This window comes from Nocardiopsis coralliicola, assembly GCF_054779695.1.
On sequence record NZ_BAAGXT010000010.1, the window covers coordinates 26,476 to 42,588 of the forward strand.

General features: G+C 73.2%; 10 protein-coding genes. 2 read left to right on the forward strand and 8 right to left on the reverse strand.

The window, feature by feature from the left end:
- Positions 1-300: 300 nt before the first annotated feature.
- From ACYVGT_RS09880 to ppdK, 3 genes are all read right to left on the reverse strand, one after another.
- Positions 301-1,551, reverse strand: a complete 1,251-nt coding sequence (locus ACYVGT_RS09880; protein ID WP_460856267.1) for a deoxyguanosinetriphosphate triphosphohydrolase — start codon at positions 1,549-1,551, stop codon at positions 301-303.
- Complete coding sequence (locus tag ACYVGT_RS09885) at positions 1,551-2,492, reverse strand: YdcF family protein (protein WP_460856269.1); 942 nt, start codon at positions 2,490-2,492, stop codon at positions 1,551-1,553. The genes ACYVGT_RS09880 and ACYVGT_RS09885 overlap by 1 nt, the downstream gene beginning before the upstream one ends.
- Positions 2,493-2,817: 325 nt before the next feature.
- Positions 2,818-5,502, reverse strand: a complete 2,685-nt coding sequence (gene ppdK / locus ACYVGT_RS09890) for a pyruvate, phosphate dikinase (RefSeq protein WP_460856271.1) — start codon at positions 5,500-5,502, stop codon at positions 2,818-2,820.
- A gap of 662 nt (positions 5,503-6,164) precedes the next feature.
- Between ppdK and trhA the strand changes: the two genes are divergently transcribed.
- Positions 6,165-6,854: a PAQR family membrane homeostasis protein TrhA gene (gene trhA / locus ACYVGT_RS09895; RefSeq protein ID WP_460856515.1), complete on the forward strand. Its 690-nt coding sequence runs from the start codon at positions 6,165-6,167 to the stop codon at positions 6,852-6,854.
- A 49-nt stretch (positions 6,855-6,903) separates the two neighbouring features.
- Here trhA and ACYVGT_RS09900 read toward each other — a convergent pair whose 3' ends face one another.
- The 4 genes from ACYVGT_RS09900 to ACYVGT_RS09915 form a co-directional block, all read right to left on the reverse strand.
- Entirely contained in the window at positions 6,904-8,280 is a 1,377-nt protein-coding gene (locus tag ACYVGT_RS09900; RefSeq protein WP_460856273.1) for a permease prefix domain 1-containing protein, read from the reverse strand.
- Positions 8,277-8,657, reverse strand: a complete 381-nt coding sequence (locus ACYVGT_RS09905) for a PadR family transcriptional regulator (protein ID WP_460856275.1) — start codon at positions 8,655-8,657, stop codon at positions 8,277-8,279. The genes ACYVGT_RS09900 and ACYVGT_RS09905 overlap by 4 nt, the downstream gene beginning before the upstream one ends.
- A 407-nt stretch (positions 8,658-9,064) precedes the next feature.
- Positions 9,065-10,450, reverse strand: a complete 1,386-nt coding sequence (locus ACYVGT_RS09910) for a glycine--tRNA ligase (protein ID WP_460856277.1) — start codon at positions 10,448-10,450, stop codon at positions 9,065-9,067.
- Between the two features lie 201 nt (positions 10,451-10,651).
- Positions 10,652-10,939, reverse strand: coding sequence for an antibiotic biosynthesis monooxygenase (locus tag ACYVGT_RS09915; RefSeq protein WP_460856280.1), 288 nt, complete (start codon positions 10,937-10,939; stop codon positions 10,652-10,654).
- A 171-nt stretch (positions 10,940-11,110) separates the two neighbouring features.
- Between ACYVGT_RS09915 and ACYVGT_RS09920 the strand changes: the two genes are divergently transcribed.
- Positions 11,111-12,067, forward strand: a complete 957-nt coding sequence (locus ACYVGT_RS09920; protein WP_460856282.1) for a copper homeostasis protein CutC — start codon at positions 11,111-11,113, stop codon at positions 12,065-12,067.
- Between the two features lie 180 nt (positions 12,068-12,247).
- Here ACYVGT_RS09920 and ACYVGT_RS09925 read toward each other — a convergent pair whose 3' ends face one another.
- The gene (locus ACYVGT_RS09925; protein WP_460856284.1) at positions 12,248-15,961 is read right to left on the reverse strand and encodes a CDP-glycerol glycerophosphotransferase family protein; all 3,714 of its coding nucleotides are present in this window, start codon (positions 15,959-15,961) and stop codon (positions 12,248-12,250) included.
- Positions 15,962-16,113 lie beyond the last annotated feature (152 nt).

Consider the following 16,113-nt stretch of genomic DNA (forward strand, 5'->3'; position numbering starts at 1 on the left):
GGTGGCAGTGCCGACCGCGGTGCAGGCGCACGCCGGCCTACGCCGCCGATCGGCCGAAGCGGCAGAGGCGCCGGCGGACCGGGAGAGACCGGAGCTCACCCGCTCCCCGCACGGAGGGGCGCCCCGGCCGCGGGGCAGCCCCCGAACAGCACCGGCCGCTCCGCCCGCGGGGCCCGGGAGGCTTCCGACCGACCGCGGCAGCACGGCTCCAGGCGCGGTCCGGGCCCGGACCGCAGCCGCGCAGCGGCGGCGGAAGCGGGAGCCTCCGGCGGCCCGGGAGCGAAGGGGCACCGCGTGCGCTCAGACCAGGCGGTCGTGCCAGGCGCGGGCGCTGGTGTCGGTGAGCGAGGCGACCTGGTCGACCGCGACACGGAGGGCCGCAGCATCGTCGGCGGCCGCCGCGAAGGCCGCGCGGAACGGCGGCTCCAGGGTTCGCGGGGCACCGTCGCGGACGGCGGCTACCAGCTCCGCGACCAGGGTGCGCTCGCGGGCCTGGTAGGCGACGGCCTCGTCCCGGCCCATCACGTAGTGCGCCGCGACCGCCTTGAGCGCTGCGCACTCCAGCAGCGCCCGGCGCGGCACCGCCAGGCCGGCGCCGTAGCGGGTGAGCGGACCGGGGCCGTGCCTCCGGCGGGTCTCCTGCTCGGCGGCACGGCAGAACCGGCCGATCAGCTCGCTGGTGAGGTTCTTCAGCGCGGCCAGCGATGCGGTGCCGCCGTCGAACGCGCGCGGCCAGAACGGCTCGGCGGTGAGCGCGGCGAACACCTCGGCCACCTCCTCCGGCGGCGCGCCGGTGTAGCGGCGGCTCGCGACCGCGGCGACGGCGGCGCGCTCGGCCGGGTCGTGCAGCGCCTCGGGCCGGACCATCCCGGAGAACAGCCCGTCCTCGAGGTCGTGCACCGAGTAGGCGACGTCGTCGGCCCAGTCCATGACCTGCGACTCGAAGCTGGTGCCCGGGTGGGCGGGGGCGCCCGGCGCCGGGGTGCGCAGCCAGTCGAAGACTGCCGTGTCATCCGGGTAGCAATTGAACTTGACCGGGGCGTCCTCCCCCGGGCCGGCGGCGTCGCGGGTCCACGGGTACTTCACGGTGGCGTCGAGCACGGCGCGGGTCAGGTTGAGGCCGGCACTGCCGCCGCCGGGGCCGAGCACCTTGCCTTCGAGGCGGGTGAGGATGCGCAGGCTCTGCGCGTTGCCCTCGAACCCGCCGCAGGCGGCCGCAGCGCTGTCCAGCGCCCGCTCGCCGTTGTGCCCGAACGGCGGGTGGCCCAGGTCGTGGCTGAGGCAGGCGGCCTCGACGAGGTCGGGGTCGCAGCCGAGCGCGCCGCCGAGTTCGCGGCCGATCTGGGCGCACTCCAGCGAGTGGGTGAGCCGGGTGCGCGGGAAGTCGTCGGCGCCGGGCTGCAGCACCTGGGTCTTCGCGGCGAGGCGGCGCAGCGCGTAGCTGTGCAGTACGCGCGCCCGGTCCCGCTCGAAGTCGCCGCGGCCGCGCCGCTTGGGCGGCTCCGGAGCGAAGCGCTCGCGGTCGTGGCCGGTGTAGCCGGGGGCGCGCATCAGGCGGCGTCGGTGTCGCCGAAGTCCTCGCGGGCCTCGTCGCTGTCGCCGAAGATCCAGTAGTACCAGAGCGATCCGGTCTCCCGGGTGATGTACCAGAGCTGGGTCTCGCGCTCGATGACGGCGGGGCCGGACCGGACCGGCGAGGTGGCGGCCTCCTCGATTCCGGCGTCCTCGGCCATGATCCGGGAACGCAGGCTGTGCCAGGGGTCGGTGACGATGATGGTGCTGCTCCAGCCGTTGCCCTGGAACACCTCTTCGGCCGCCTCCACGCTGCGCAGCGTGTTGCTGCCCTTCTCCACGGCGACGACCGACTCGGCGGGCACACCGTGGGCGATGAGCCAGTCCCGGCCGGCGCCGCCCTCGGTGAAGTTGTCGCCGGGCTGGTTGCCGCCGACGGTGACGATGGCCGGCGCCGCGCCGGCCTGGTAGAGGTCGGCGGCGTGGTGGAGGCGCGCCTCGAAGATCGGCGAGGGGACGCCGTTGTACTGGCTGGCGCCGAGCACCACGATGGCGTCGGAGGCGGGCCGCTGGTCCTGGCGCGCGGTCCACCAGACCCAGCCCCAGGTGGCAGGCGGCACGGCGATCGCGACGAGGAGCAGCAGCGCGATGATGCGGCCCAGGGAGAACCGCGGGCGGCGGCGCCGCGGCGGTGCGGGGCGCGGTCCGCGGCGGGGCGGGCGGCGCGGGGGGTCCGGGTCGAGGTCGTCCAGATCGTCCAGGTCGTCGAAGGGCGCGGAGTCCGGGTCGCCGTAGCCGGAGTCGCCGCGGCCGCCCCCGGCGGGCCGGGTGAATACGCGGGTGGCGTCGGCGCCGCCGTCGGCCGGCGCGGAGCCGGTCCGATCAGAGGGGCCGAAGACCCGGGTGCGGCCGTCGTCGTCGGCGGCGTGGGAACGGCCCGCGCCGCGCTGCGGTCCGCTGCCGTCATCCGTTGTCCGCACTGTTCACCCCCGGGGTCACCACTGCCTCGGCTGCCGATGCGCCTGACGATAGCCCACCCCCGCGGCGGGGCCGTCCGGGCCGGCGGCGGGCTCGGCGGAGCTCGGCGGCGGTGGAGCGGCGGGGCAGCGGAAAGGGCCAGCGTGCGGCGAGGAACGGCCGCGGACGAGCATGATCGCCCCAGCCAGGGCAACTCTATATCACAGATTGATCACAAGCAGACGTTTTGCGGTGTGAATCGGAGCGCTGACCGCTGCCGGGGTGCGGACGCAGCGCTGCGGGCGGCCGGCGGCCGCCCGCAGCGCTGCGCAGCAGCAGGCGCAGGGGTCAGGAGCGGTCCAGCACCGCCGCCCGCCCCGCCTCCAGGCGGGCCACCGGCACCCGGAACGGTGAGCAGGATACGTAGTCCAGCCCCACCGCGTGGAAGAAGTGGACCGACGCGGGGTCGCCGCCGTGCTCGCCGCAGACGCCGAGCTTGAGGCCGGGCCGCGCCGCGCGGCCCTCGTCCGCGGCGATCTGCACCAGCCGCCCCACACCCTCGGTGTCCAGCGTCTCGAACGGCGAGACGCCGAACACACCGCGCTCCAGGTAGGCGGAGAAGAAGGACGCCTCCACATCGTCGCGGGAGAAGCCCCACACGGTCTGCGTGAGGTCGTTGGTGCCGAAGGAGAAGAATGCCGCGCTCTGCGCGATCTCGCCAGCGGTCAGCGCGGCGCGCGGCAGCTCGATCATGGTGCCGACCGGGAAGTCCAGCGCCACACCGCGGGCCGCGGCGACCTCGGACAGCACCCGGTCGGCCTCGTCGCGGATGATCTCCAGCTCCTGGACGGTGCCCACCAGCGGGATCATGACCTCCGGGCAGGGGTCGCCGCCGGCCTCGATGCAGTCGGCGGCCGCCTCGGCGATGGCGCGCACCTGCATGGTGAACAGGCCCGGGACGACCAGGCCCAGCCGCACGCCGCGCAGGCCCAGCATCGGGTTCTGCTCGTGCAGCCGGTGCACCGCCTGCAGCAGCCGCAGGTCGTTCTCGTTCTCCTCGCCGCGCGACTCGGCGACCGCCACCCGCACCGACAGCTCGGTGATGTCGGGCAGAAACTCGTGCAGCGGCGGGTCGAGCAGGCGCACGGTGACCGGAAGTCCGCCCATGGCGCCGAACAGGCCGGCGAAATCGTCCCGCTGCAGCGGCAGCAGGGCCTCCAGGGCCCCGTCCCGCTCGGCGGCGGTGTCGGCCAGGATGAGCCGCTCGACCAGGGGTCTGCGGTCGCCGAGGAACATGTGCTCGGTGCGGCAGAGGCCGACGCCCTGGGCACCCATCCGGCGGGAGCGGGCGGAGTCCTCCGGAGTGTCGGCGTTGGCGCGCACCCCCAGGGTGCGGGCGGCGTCGGCGGTGGCCATGATCCGGTCGACGGCGCCGACGAGGTCGTCGGCGGTGGCCTCGCCGGGGGCGAGTCCTCCGTCGAAGTACTGCACGACCGGGGAGTCGACGACCGGCACCTCGCCGAGGAACACCTCGCCGGTGCTGCCGTCGATGGAGATGAGGCCGCCCTCCTCCACCACCCGGCCGCCGGGCGCGGTGAGCCGCCGGTTCTTGGTGTCGATGTCGAGCTCTTCGGCGCCGCAGACGCAGGTCTTGCCCATACCGCGGGCGACGACGGCGGCATGGGAGGTCTTTCCGCCGCGGCTGGTGAGGATGCCGCGGGCAGCGATCATGCCTTCGAGGTCGTCGGGGTTGGTCTCGCGGCGGCAGAGGATCACCGGCTCGCCGCTGCGCGACCACTTCACCGCGGTGTAGGAGTCGAAGACGGCGCGGCCGACCGCGGCGCCGGGCGAGGCGTTCATGCCGCGGCCCAGCCGGTCGCGCTCGGCCTTCTCGTCGAAGCGCGGGAACATCAGCTGCGCGAGGCGGTCGCCGGTCACCCGGGTGAGCGCCTCCTCGCGGGTGATCATGCCCTGCTCGACGAGCTGGTCGGCGATGCGGAAGGCGGCGGCCGCGGTGCGCTTGCCGACGCGGGTCTGCAGCATCCACAGGGTGCCGCGCTCGATGGTGAACTCGATGTCGCAGAGGTCCCGGTAGTGGTTCTCCAGGGTCTCCATGATGCCGAGCAGCGTGCGGTAGGACTCGGCGTCGATCTGCTCCAGGTCCGCGAGCGGAACGGTGTTGCGGATGCCGGCGACGACGTCCTCGCCCTGGGCGTTCTGCAGGTAGTCGCCGTAGACGCCCTGGCGGCCGCTGGCGGGGTCGCGGGTGAAGGCGACCCCGGTGCCGGAGTCCATACCGAGGTTGCCGAAGACCATGGTGCAGATGTTGACCGCGGTGCCGAGGTCTGCGGGGATGCGCTCCTGGCGGCGGTAGAGGGCGGCGCGCGGCGCGTTCCACGACTCGAAGACGGCGCGGACGGCCTGGATCATCTGCTCGCGCGGATCGTCCGGGAACGGCGCGCCGGTGCGGTCGGCGACGATGTCCTTGAAGGCGCTGACGAGCCGGCGGAAGTCCTCCGCGTCCAGGTCCAGGTCGTTGCGGACGCCCTTGGCCTCCTTGGCCTGCTCGACGGCGTCCTCGAACAGTTCGCCGTCGATGCCCTGCACGGTCTTGCCGAACATCTGGATGAGGCGCCGGTAGGAGTCCCAGGCGAAGCGCTCGTCGCCGGACTGGGCCGCCAGTCCCCGCACGGAGGCGTCGCTCAGTCCGATGTTGAGGACGGTCTCCATCATTCCGGGCATCGAGAACTTGGCGCCGGAGCGCACACTGACCAGCAGCGGGTCGCCGGGGGCGCCGAGCTTCTTGCCCATGGCGGCTTCGAGGGCGCGCAGCTTCTCCTCGACCTGCTCTTCGAGGCCGGCGGGCATGGCGCCGTCGGCGAGGTAGGCGCGGCACGCCTCGGTGGTGATGGTGAATCCGGGCGGGACGGGCAGCCCCAGGTTGGTCATCTCCGCCAGATTGGCGCCTTTACCGCCCAGCAGGTCCTTCTGATCCTTGTTGCCTTCGCTGAACTCGTAAACGTACGTCGGCACCGCAAGCTCCTTCGACGGGAACGCAAGAGCACTACTTCGGTTCTCCGGCGGCACAGGGACCACCCGGTGACCACCAACGGCCTTCGACTTCCTGGTTCTACCCCCGTCTCCCCTGGCCATCGCATTTTCAGTGGTTTAGACCAATGGTTCTGGAAGGGTAGACGTCCCCCAGTCCGAAAAATAGCGAGAGGGGATGGCGCAGGTCGGCGATCGTCGGCGATCAGCACGTCGGAGACGTGTGGCAGAACGGTAGCAGCACGCGCAGCCGATTCCCTGGGCCGCATCCCCCGAACAGACCAATCACGGGGCGGCCGGGCGCCGCCCACCGGCCCCAGCAGGCACGGGGGGACCGCCGCGCCCTCCCCCTGTGCGCAGACCCACACCATTACCGTCAAGTAACCTACGGTGCCGTAGGTAGAGTCGGACGCGGCCGGGGGTCACGCCGCCCCCGCGACGCGCTCCGTCCCGGCCCCTGCCGCCGACACCCACGGAGAAGCAACGTGACCGCGCACCGCAACCGCGAACCCGAGCCCCCCGAAGACCCGGCACCCGCGCCGGGCCGCGCCGGCACGACCAGCACGTCCGGCCCCGCCGCAGACCCCGGCGGCACCGGCGGCAGCCGAGGCAGCGGCACTGGCGGCACCGGCGAGTCCGCCGCCGGGCTGGCCGCCTCGGCGGCCGGCGCGGCAGGCGAGTTCGCCGCCGACTTCCTCGAAGCCGTGAAGCCGAAGCTCCGCGGCTGGCTGCACCTGGGCACCGCGCCGCTGGCGCTGGCCGCCGGCATCGTCCTCATCGCGCTGGCGCCGACCGGGCCGGCGCGGGCCGTCAGCGCGGTCTACGCGCTCACCTCGGTACTGCTGTTCAGCACCTCGGCCGTCTACCACGTCGGCCGGTGGTCGAAGAAGGCCGTCGCGGTGCTGCGCCGGATGGACCACGCCAACATCTACCTGATCATCGCGGGCACCTACACGCCGTTCGTCGCGCTGGTCCTGGACGGCGCCCTGCGCACCGCGATGATGGCGCTGATCTGGGGCGGCGCACTCGCCGGCGTACTGTTCAAGGTGTTCTGGGTGGGTGCGCCGCGCTGGCTGTCCACCGGCCTCTACCTGGCGATCGGCTGGGTCGCGGTGCTGTTCATCCCCGACCTCGTCACCGGCACCCACCCGGCCACCTGGATCCTCATCCTGGCCGGAGGGCTGCTCTACAGCGCCGGCGCCGTCGTCTACGGCCTCAAGCGCCCCGACCCGGCACCCAGGTGGTTCGGCTTCCACGAGGTGTTCCACTCGCTCACCATCGCCGCCTACGTGTGCCACTACATCGCGGTCTCCATGGTGGTCTACACCCAGGCGTGACGCCCGGCCGGACCGCGGAGCGGGCCCGCCGGGCGCCCCCGGCCGGCAGTCAGGCGAAGCCGAACAGCGGCGGGAAGACCAGCACGACGACCGCCGCCCAGACCGCATAGACCGGCAGGTAGGCCGTCTGCAGGCGCTCAAGCGCCGCGAACGGCCGCCTCCCGCGCACAAACCCCCAGAGCAGCACCGCCGACCACGCCAGGTGCACCAGCAGGATGAGGTTGAGGCCCAGCGCGGCCGTCTTGTTCGCGGTGAAGCCGAACTCGGCGATCCGCGTCAGCATCGCGGCCAGGGCGAGCGCGTCCACCGCGAGCGCCGCGCCGACCAGCGCCAGCTGGAGCCGGTCGAAGATCCCCGGCCGCTCCAGCGGCTCGCGGGCCGAGATCGAGTACAGCAGCAGGAACAGGACCAGCACCAGGATCGCGTCCATCAGGATGAGCAGCTCGCGGTCGACCGTGGTCAGCGGGCCGTTCACCAGCAGCACACCGAAGTCGGCGACCAGCATCGCCAGCGCCAGCGGCGTGAACACGCGGGTGAGGACCGGCGCGATGTTCTCCACCACGCTCTTCTTCGCCTCCACCAGCCACGCGGCGACCAGCAGCGCTCCAGGCAGGCCGAACGGCAGCAGCCAGTCCAGCACGACCGGGGAGAAGTCGACGCCGGCGAGCGCCGCCACGCCCATGGTCAGCCCCAGCAGGACGTTCGCACCCAGCGAGATCAGCACCAGGTACATCACCAGTTCGCCGCCGAACCGCACGAAGTCCATCCGCCGCGGGTGCGAGCGCCACTCGCCGCCGGTGTAGAACACCCCCACCAGCAGGCAGAGCAGGACCGGAACGTGGGTGTAGGCGAGCACGGCCGTCATCGCCGGCATCTCACCGGGCCCGAAGCCGCCGGTGAACGGGTACAGGTTGGCGGCGAGGACCGGCACCGCCGCGACGCCGGCGGTCACCGCGCCGACCGCCAGGGGCACCTGCCGCTTCCAGGCGAACCAGCCCGCCAGGAACGCCAGGATCGCCAGCGGCAGGTTGTGCAGCGACGCTCCGCCTCCGGCTTCTGCGACGGCGAACAGCACCTTGACCGCGATCCCCGCGGCGAGGGAGAAGGCGAGCAGCACGCCGAGCTCGCGCAGCCGCTCCCGCCCGCCGGTACCGCTGCCGCCGTCCCCGCCGGGCACCAGCACCAGCTGCTTCCACAGCCGGTGCGAGTGCTCGCGCGCGAACTCCCGGGAGACCTCGTCCAGGCGGCCCATCCGCTTGACCGCCACCAGGAACGCCTCGTCGCCGTCGAGGCCGGTGGCCTCCAGCTCCGCGATCCGCTCGCGCAGGTGGTCCTCCATCTCCGCCGCGTCCTCGGCGGAGATGGCCGGGCGCCGGCTGACGAAGCCGCGCCACTGGCCGATCTGCTCCTCCAGTTGCCCCGTCACGCCGCACCTCCGGCCGGCGCGGGCCCGGGGAACGGGGGCAGCGCCGGGAGCACACCGCCCCACACCTGGCGGAGCGCCTCCGCCACCACGCTCCACTGCTCCCGCCGCTCGGCCAGCGCTGCCAGGCCCTCGCCGGTGATCGCGTAGTGCTTGCGGCGCCGCCCGGCCGCGGAGACCGCCCAGGACGACCGGACGAGCCCGTTCCGCTCCAGCCGGTGCAGCAGCGGGTAGAGCATTCCGTCGGTCCACTGCATCCGGCCGCCGGAGAGCTCGCCAACCCGCTTGACGATCGCGTAGCCGTAGGACTCCCCTTCGGCCAGGATCCCCAGCACCAGCGGCGTGGCGGAAGCCGCGACGAGGTCCTTCTCGATGTGCATGCGCCCTTCCCTACCTAGATCCTCTAGGGGTCATGAACCCTAGCAGCCCTAGGCATCGGTCCGGTGCGGACTGCGGACCGGAACGCGTTGCAGTGGAACGCCCCCGGGACACCGCGGCAGGCAGGCGGGGACGGTTCCCCGCGAGTCACGATTCGCTTACGCGAACGGACGGGGCGGACGAAACCCCTTACCCGGCGCCCGCGATGGGTCTAGCTTGAGAACCGGTTCTTCTTGACGTGTGCGTCGGAGGAACCGATCGCGGAGGCGGCCGGAGACCATATCCCCCCGGGTCCGGCCGCCTCTCTACTTCCGCTGACGGCTCCGCCCCGCCAGCGGCCCTGCAGACAGCAGCGGGCCCGGAGCGGATTCCGCTCCGGGCCCGGACACTCTGCGTGCCACTCCGGCGGCTACATCGGCAGGCGCTCGAACAGGTAGGTCTCCACCCGGTCCAGCGACACCCGCTCCTGGGACATGGTGTCGCGCTCGCGCACGGTCACCGCGTCGTCCTCAAGGGTGTCGAAGTCGACCGTGATGCAGTACGGCGTGCCCACCTCGTCCTGGCGGCGGTAGCGGCGGCCGATCGCGCCCGCGTCGTCGAAGTCGACGTTCCACCGGCGGCGGAGCCGCGCGGCGAGGTCGCGGGCCTTCGGCGACAGGTCGGAGTTGCGGGACAGCGGCAGCACCGCGGCCTTGACCGGAGACAGGCGCGGGTCGAGCGCCATGACGACGCGCTTGTCCATCTTGCCCTTGGCGTTGGGCGCCTCGTCCTCGCGGTAGGCGTCCAGCATGAACATCAGCATCATCCGGTCGACACCGGCCGCGGGCTCGATGACGTAGGGGATGTAGCGCTCGTTGTTCTCCTGGTCGAAGAAGGAGAGGTCGGCACCGGACTTCTCGGAGTGCGTCTTCAGGTCGAAATCGGTGCGGTTGGCGACGCCCTCCAGCTCGCCCCACTCACCGCCCTGGAAGCCGAACCGGTACTCGACGTCGACGGTGCGCTTGGCGTAGTGCGCCAGCTTGTCCTTGGGGTGCTCGAACAGCCGCAGGTTCTCCTTGGCGACACCCAGGTCGAGGTACCACGCCATGCGGTTGTCGATCCAGTACTGGTGCCACTCTTCGTCCTCGCCCGGCTTGACGAAGAACTCCATCTCCATCTGCTCGAACTCGCGGGTCCGGAAGATGAAGTTGCCCGGCGTGATCTCGTTGCGGAAGGACTTGCCGATCTGGCCGATGCCGAACGGGATCTTCTTGCGCGAGCTCTGCTGCACGTTCAGGTAGTTGATGAAGATGCCCTGCGCGGTCTCCGGGCGCAGGTAGGCCAGGCCCGAGTCGTCCTGCACGGCGCCCAGGAAGGTGCGCAGCAGGCCGCTGAAGAGGCGCGGCTCGGTGAAGGAGTGCTTGGCGCCGCAGTTCGCGCAGGCGAGGTCGGCGAGGCCGTTCTCCGGCTCGCGGCCGTGCTTGTCGGCGTAGGCCTCGATGAGGTGGTCGGCGCGGTAGCGCTTGTGGCAGGACTGGCACTCGGTCAGCGGGTCGACGAACTCCTCGACGTGGCCGGACGCCTCCCACACCTCGCGGGAGAGGATCACGCTGGAGTCGAGGCCGACGATGTCGCCGCGCTCCTGCACCATGGAGCGCCACCACTGGCGCTTGATGTTCTGCTTGAGCTCCACACCCAGCGGGCCGTAGTCCCACGAGGCGCGGAGGCCACCGTAGATCTCGCTGGAGGGGTACACCAGGCCCCGCCGCTTGGCGAGGGCGACGAGCTTGTCCATTGCCTCAGACTTGGCGGCCATCTTCTCTCAGACTCTCCATCCGGCTGGCGGTCGGCGGATCTCGCTCATCGGCGAATCTCCTGCGGTGGACGCACGCGATCCGCGGCGCCGGCGGCGCCGCGCGCCGCACGGGGCCGACCCGGCGTCAGCCTCCGGGGTTCTCACGTGCACGAACGACGATACGCCCGGCGCAGAGGGCGTGCGACCGTTTTCCGATGCCCGTCACGTGGGGCCGGACACGATCTCATAGGCGCTCGGCTCGTCCAGCGCCTCGCTGAGCAGGGGGACCGCGGTGACGCGGACGTGGAAGTCGCCGAGCGCGCGCCGATAGTGGCCGGCGCCCGCCCACTCGGTCACCACCGTCCACAGTTCCGGGTCGTCGGCCGCGCGGCCGATCCGGGAGCCGGTGAAGCCGGGGCGGGCAGCGAGGGCGGCGACGGCCTCCTCGGCGCGCGCGGTGAAGCCGGCGGCGCGCTCGGGGGCGATGCGGAAGCGGGTGATGACGATCACCGGGCCATCGTCCCACCCGGATCGGACACGGCGGGCCGCGCTCCCCTAGCCGCGGCGCCCGCCATGGTTCACTGTCGGCAGCAGGAGACCGCCCGGCAGCTCTGCACTCCGGCAGCGCGGCCGGTCGGCGGGCCCGGTAGGCGGGTGCGGTACGCGGCGAAGGGAGCGGGTGTGGCGCAGGCGGCGCGGTTCGAAGCGGTGCAGTTCGAGGTCGTCGTGGAGGGCGCCGCCGGTGCGGTCACCGCCGAGCGCGCCGGCGCGCACCGGGTGGAGGTGGTCGCCGCGGCCGCCGAGGGCGGCGTCACGCCGTCCATGGGCACGCTGGCCGCGGTCATGCGCGCCACCTCCCGGGTCGGCGTCCACCCCATCGTGCGGCCGCGCACCGGCGACTTCGTCTACGACGACCACGAGGCCGCCGCCATGGAGTACGACGTGGGCGCGTTCGCCCGGGCCGGCGCGGACGGCATCGCCACCGGCGCACTCACCGCGGACGGCTCCGTCGACACCGGCGTCGTCAAGCGGCTGGTGGACGCGGCGGCGGGCCTGCCGGTCACCTTCCACCGGGCCTTCGACTTCGCGCCGGACCCGTTCGCGGCGCTGGAGGACCTGGTCGCGCTCGGCGTGCGCCGGGTGCTCACCTCCGGCGGCCAGGCCGCCGCCGGCCGCGGAGCCCCGCTCATCGCGCAGCTGGTCGAGGCCGCCGCGGGCCGGATCACCGTGCTCCCGGGCGGCGGGGTGACAGCCGCGGACACGCCGGCACTGATCGCGGCGGGCGCCCGCGAGCTGCACTTCTCGGGCAGCGAGCAGGTGGCGTCGCCGGTGCGCGCCACCAACGCGCGGATCGGACTCACCGGCCGGATCCCGACGCAGACCCTGCGCACCATCAACTCGGCCGAGCGCATGGTGCCGATCATGCGCGCCGCGCGGGAGGCCGCCACCGCAGAGGTCCCGGCTCCCGCTGGGCAGCCTGGTGCGGCGGGGCCGGACCCGGCCGCGCCCCCGCGGCAGCCCGGTCCTCAGGACGCGCGCGCAGTGCAGGAGAGCGCTGCGGAGGTGCGCTCCGACCGCGGCGCCGACGCCGCGCCGAGCGCCCCCGCCGCCCCGGCGGAGCAGGCCGCCGGCGACTAGGGCGTGTTGGGTGGACAACCGCCCTGCTTCGCGACGAACGCCACCCACACACGCGCCCCTGCCCTCGCCCGCGGGCCCGGCAGAGCCGCACCCGTCGGCCCCGCGGGCAGGCTCCTCTATCCCGGCCGCCGCCGCGCGCGGCGGCGGGGCCCGCACCGGACCGGCACGGACCCCGGTGCGTCAGTCCTTGCCGAAGACCCGGTCGACGACGCGCTGCGCGGCGTGCCCGTCGTCGAGGGGGCAGAACTGCTCGGTGAACGACCGGTACGTGTCGGCGTGCGCCGCGGCCACCGAGTCGATGTCCTGCAGGGCGCCGATGACGTCGTCGGACTCCAGCAGCAGCGGGCCCGGCGCGGTCTCCTCGAAGTCGAAGTAGAACCCGCGCAGGTTGTCCCGGTAGCCCTCGATGTCGTAGGTGAAGAAGAGCATCGGCCGGCCGGTGTTGGCGAAGTCGAACATCATCGACGAGTAGTCGGTGACCAGTACGTCGGTGATCAGGAAGAGCTCCATGATCTCCGGGTACAGCGACACGTCGTAGACGAAGTCGCGGCCCACGATCGGCACGCTGTCGACGACGCGCGGGTGGCGGCGCACCAGGAGCACGTGGTCGTCGCCGAGCTTCTCGTACATCCGCTGCAGGTCGAGGTGGAGGTCGAGCTTGTGCTTGCCGCGGGTGTAGTACTTGTCGTCGCGCCAGGTGGGCGCGTACAGCACGACCTTCTTGCCCTCGGGCAGCCCGAGCACGCGCCGGGTGCGCTCGGCGATCGCCTCCCTGTCGGGCGAGAAGAAGATGTCGTTGCGCGGGTAGCCGGTCTCCAGGATCTCGCCGTCGAACCGGAAGGCGCGGCGCAGGATGGGCGTCGCCCACGGGCTCGGCGAGACCAGGTAGTCCCACTGCTTCGTCTCCCACGCCAGCTTGTCGTGGTAGTCGCGGGCCTTGCCCCGGATGTTCTCGATGTCGAAGCCGATCCGCTTCAGCATCGACCCGTGCCAGGTCTGCACGACGACCTGGTCGGGGCGGCGGGCGAACCAGGCGGGCTGGCGCGAGTTGGTGACGAGGTAGCGGGAGCGGGCGAGCGCGGTGTAGAAGTCGCGGCCGTTGTGCCGCACCGCGGTGAGGTCGCCGGGGAGCGTGACCTGGCCGTCCTTGACCAGCCAGGACATCGGGTAGTCGGCCCAGCGGCCGCCGCGCGAGCGCAGTTCGGCGTAGATGCTGTGCGGGCTGTCGGAGAACTGGCGGCCGGTGTAGGAGTCGAAGAGGATGCCCTCTTCGAGCGGCTCGCCGCGCAGCGCCGGGTATACGGTCTCGCGCAGCGTCCGCTGGGCGAAGGAGCCGCGCTCGTCCGGGCGCAGGTCGCTGCCGACGCGCAGTACCGGGGAGTCGAAGCCGGAGTCCTCGAAGGTGAGCGTGCGCTCGTCGGTCCCCAGCGGCAGGGGGAGGCTGCGCACGAAGGCCGGGTCGAACTCGGCCCCGATGTCGCGGGTGCCGCCGCCGGGCAGGTCCACCCGCGCCCAGAGCTGGTAGGTGCCGGCGGAGAGCGGCAGCGTTCCGGAGAGGGTTTCGATCGCGGTGGGCCGGAACCGTGCGGTGAACGCGGTGCCGTCCCGCTCGACGGCGACGGCGTGCTCCTCGTCGCGGCCCCGGGCCTTGAACACCGGACGCATCGCCGATTCGGCGGCGTAGTGGCCGCTGAACACGAGTTCCTCGCCGTCCCAGCGGGCCGACTCCACGACCGGGTGCGCCCAGCCGGCGCGCAGCCGCAGGTGGCCGGTTCCGGTGCGCTGCACCGCGACCTCGCGCTGCCCGTCGCCGACCGCGTGCGTGGCGGCCTCGACACCGTCCGGCAGCACGATCGGCAGCTCGGAGCCGTCCGGCGCGACGAGCGCGGCGCTCCACAGCTCCTGGCGCAGCTGGCCGGGGCCCTCGTCGACGGCCGCGGCGGCCAGTTCAGCGGCCGGGATGCCGACGGTGAACCCGGCGCCGGAGGTCTCCAGCGGGTACTCGCGCACCGCGGTGCCCGGCCGCCGGGTGAGGCGCAGGGCGCGCGCGCCGGCCGCCGGCGGGGAGACGAACTCGCCGGCGAGTTCCAGCTCCGGGCCCCGGGCCGCGGTGTCGAGGCGGTGGCCGGTGATCCGGGCGCGGACCGGCTCGACGGCGATGGACAGGTGGCTGTCCCGGTTCCACTCCGGGCGGATCCACACGTCGCCGGCCATCCGCCGGTACGGCGGCCGCTGCGCGGCGCCGGCGATCGGGTTGGCGACGATCCGGCGGCGGACCATGCCGCGGTTGACCACCACGAGCTCGAGCTTCCACTCGGTGGCGCGCCACTGGCCGGACAGCCGCAGCCGGGCCGGGTCGACGGTGATCTCGAAGCCGCCGTAGTCGTGCCGCGCGGCGTCGGGCACGTCGGCGAGCCGGTACTCGGCGGCGCGCAGCACCTTGACGCCGACGGGGATGCGCCGGCCGGTGTCGGAGTTGACGGCGAACGCGACGAGCTGCTGCTGCCAGCGGCGGCCCGCCCGCAGGTTGAGGATGCCGACCCGGCCGCCGACCACGAGCTTGCCGCCGCGCCACTCGACCCGCTCGGTCTTCTGCCGGACCTTGAGCTCGGTGCGGAGCCGGTAGACGTCGCGCGGGATGCCGGCCTGGGCGTCCTCGAAGAACGGGTAGCGGATGAAGTAGTGCAGGCCGCGGCGGACGACCGGCGCCTTCTTCAGCTCCACGCTCTTCTGGAAGGTGACGGTCTCCAGCAGCCGCTCGACCTGGCCGGTGCGCACCAGGTGGTAGTTGAGCCGGTGCAGCGGGCCCAGCTGCTCGAGCACCGCGGGCGCGGTGCGCTCGACCAGCGCACCGACCGACGCCATGAAGCGGGCGCGCCCGGTGGCGTCGGCGTCGTCCAGCGCGAGCAGGATCTCGCGGACGTCGCTGCGCAGCGTGCGGGCGTCCCACAGGTCCCGGTCGGCGGGGTCGAGGGAGTCGGTCACGGCGGTGATCGCGGCGAGCCGGGCGGTGAGCGCGCCGGTCTCGGAGAGGGTGCGGCCGGTCTCGGAATCGCGGCGGAGCAGGACCGGCGCGGGCAGCACGTCGACGGTGTCGGCGGCGGTGAGGGCCCGGGCGACGGCGAGGTCGTCGTCGGAGTCGTCGAGGCCGAGCGCGGGCAGCGACTCCCAGAGGGAGCGGCGCCACAGCTTGTTGCCGTACAGCCGGTCGGCGAGCAGTGACGAGGTGGCGTGCACGTCGACACCGGTGCGGGCCTTGCCGAAGATGCGCTTGTGCCCGGACGAGGGCCGCGCACCCAGGTCGTTGAAGCGGTAGACGTTGCCGGTCGCCACCTGGGAGCCGGACTCCTCCAGCGCGGTGGCGAGGTAGTCGAGCGCGTAGGAGGAGAGGGCGTCGGTCCCGTCCAGGAAGAGCAGGAGTTCGCCGGAGGCGGCCGCGGCGCCGGCCTCCCGGGCGGCGGCGCGGGTGGCGGCCGGCTCCTCCAACAGGACGGCGGTGCAGCCGGCGGGCGGCTCCGCGGCGAAGGCGGCTGCGATTGCGCCGCCCTCGGCACGGGCGGTGCCGACCGATTCGTCCTCGGTCTCGTCGTCCTCGTCGATGTCGGCGCTCTCCGCGGTGCCGTCGCCTTCCCCGGCGTCGTCGGCGCTGTCGGCGCTGTCGCCGTCACTGTCGGCGGTGTCGGCGGTGTCGGCGGTGTCGGCGGTGTCGGCGGTGCCGCTCCCGACGCCGCGGGGCTCCTCCGCGAGGCCGGCTCCGTCGGCGGCGACGGGGACCAGGACGATCTCGGCGTCGCGGCCGCCGAGGTCCTGCCCGCTCAGGGAGTCGAGGCAGGTGCGCAGGTGCGGCTCTGTGACGTCGAAGGCGACGATGACGCTGAGGCTGGACTTCGGCACGGAAAAACAGTCTCCCGATTGATCGCTGCGGAGCGGGGCACAGGCGAGTGCGGTGGCACAGCCGGCCGGGCGGTCCGCGGCGCGGGCGCCGGCTGAGACCACCATTCAGTGCCGACTCTACGAGGTCGCGCTTAAGCGGCCGGTTAAGGCGG

What these genes read in the sequence shown, in the direction of transcription:
- ACYVGT_RS09880 (WP_460856267.1), bottom strand. Translation starts at nt 1,551, where the DNA reads ATGCGCGCCCCCGGCTACACCGGCCACGACCGCGAGCGCTTCGCTCCG.
- ACYVGT_RS09905 (WP_460856275.1), bottom strand. Translation starts at nt 8,657, where the DNA reads ATGCACATCGAGAAGGACCTCGTCGCGGCTTCCGCCACGCCGCTGGTG.
- ACYVGT_RS09910 (WP_460856277.1), bottom strand. Translation starts at nt 10,450, where the DNA reads ATGGCCGCCAAGTCTGAGGCAATGGACAAGCTCGTCGCCCTCGCCAAG.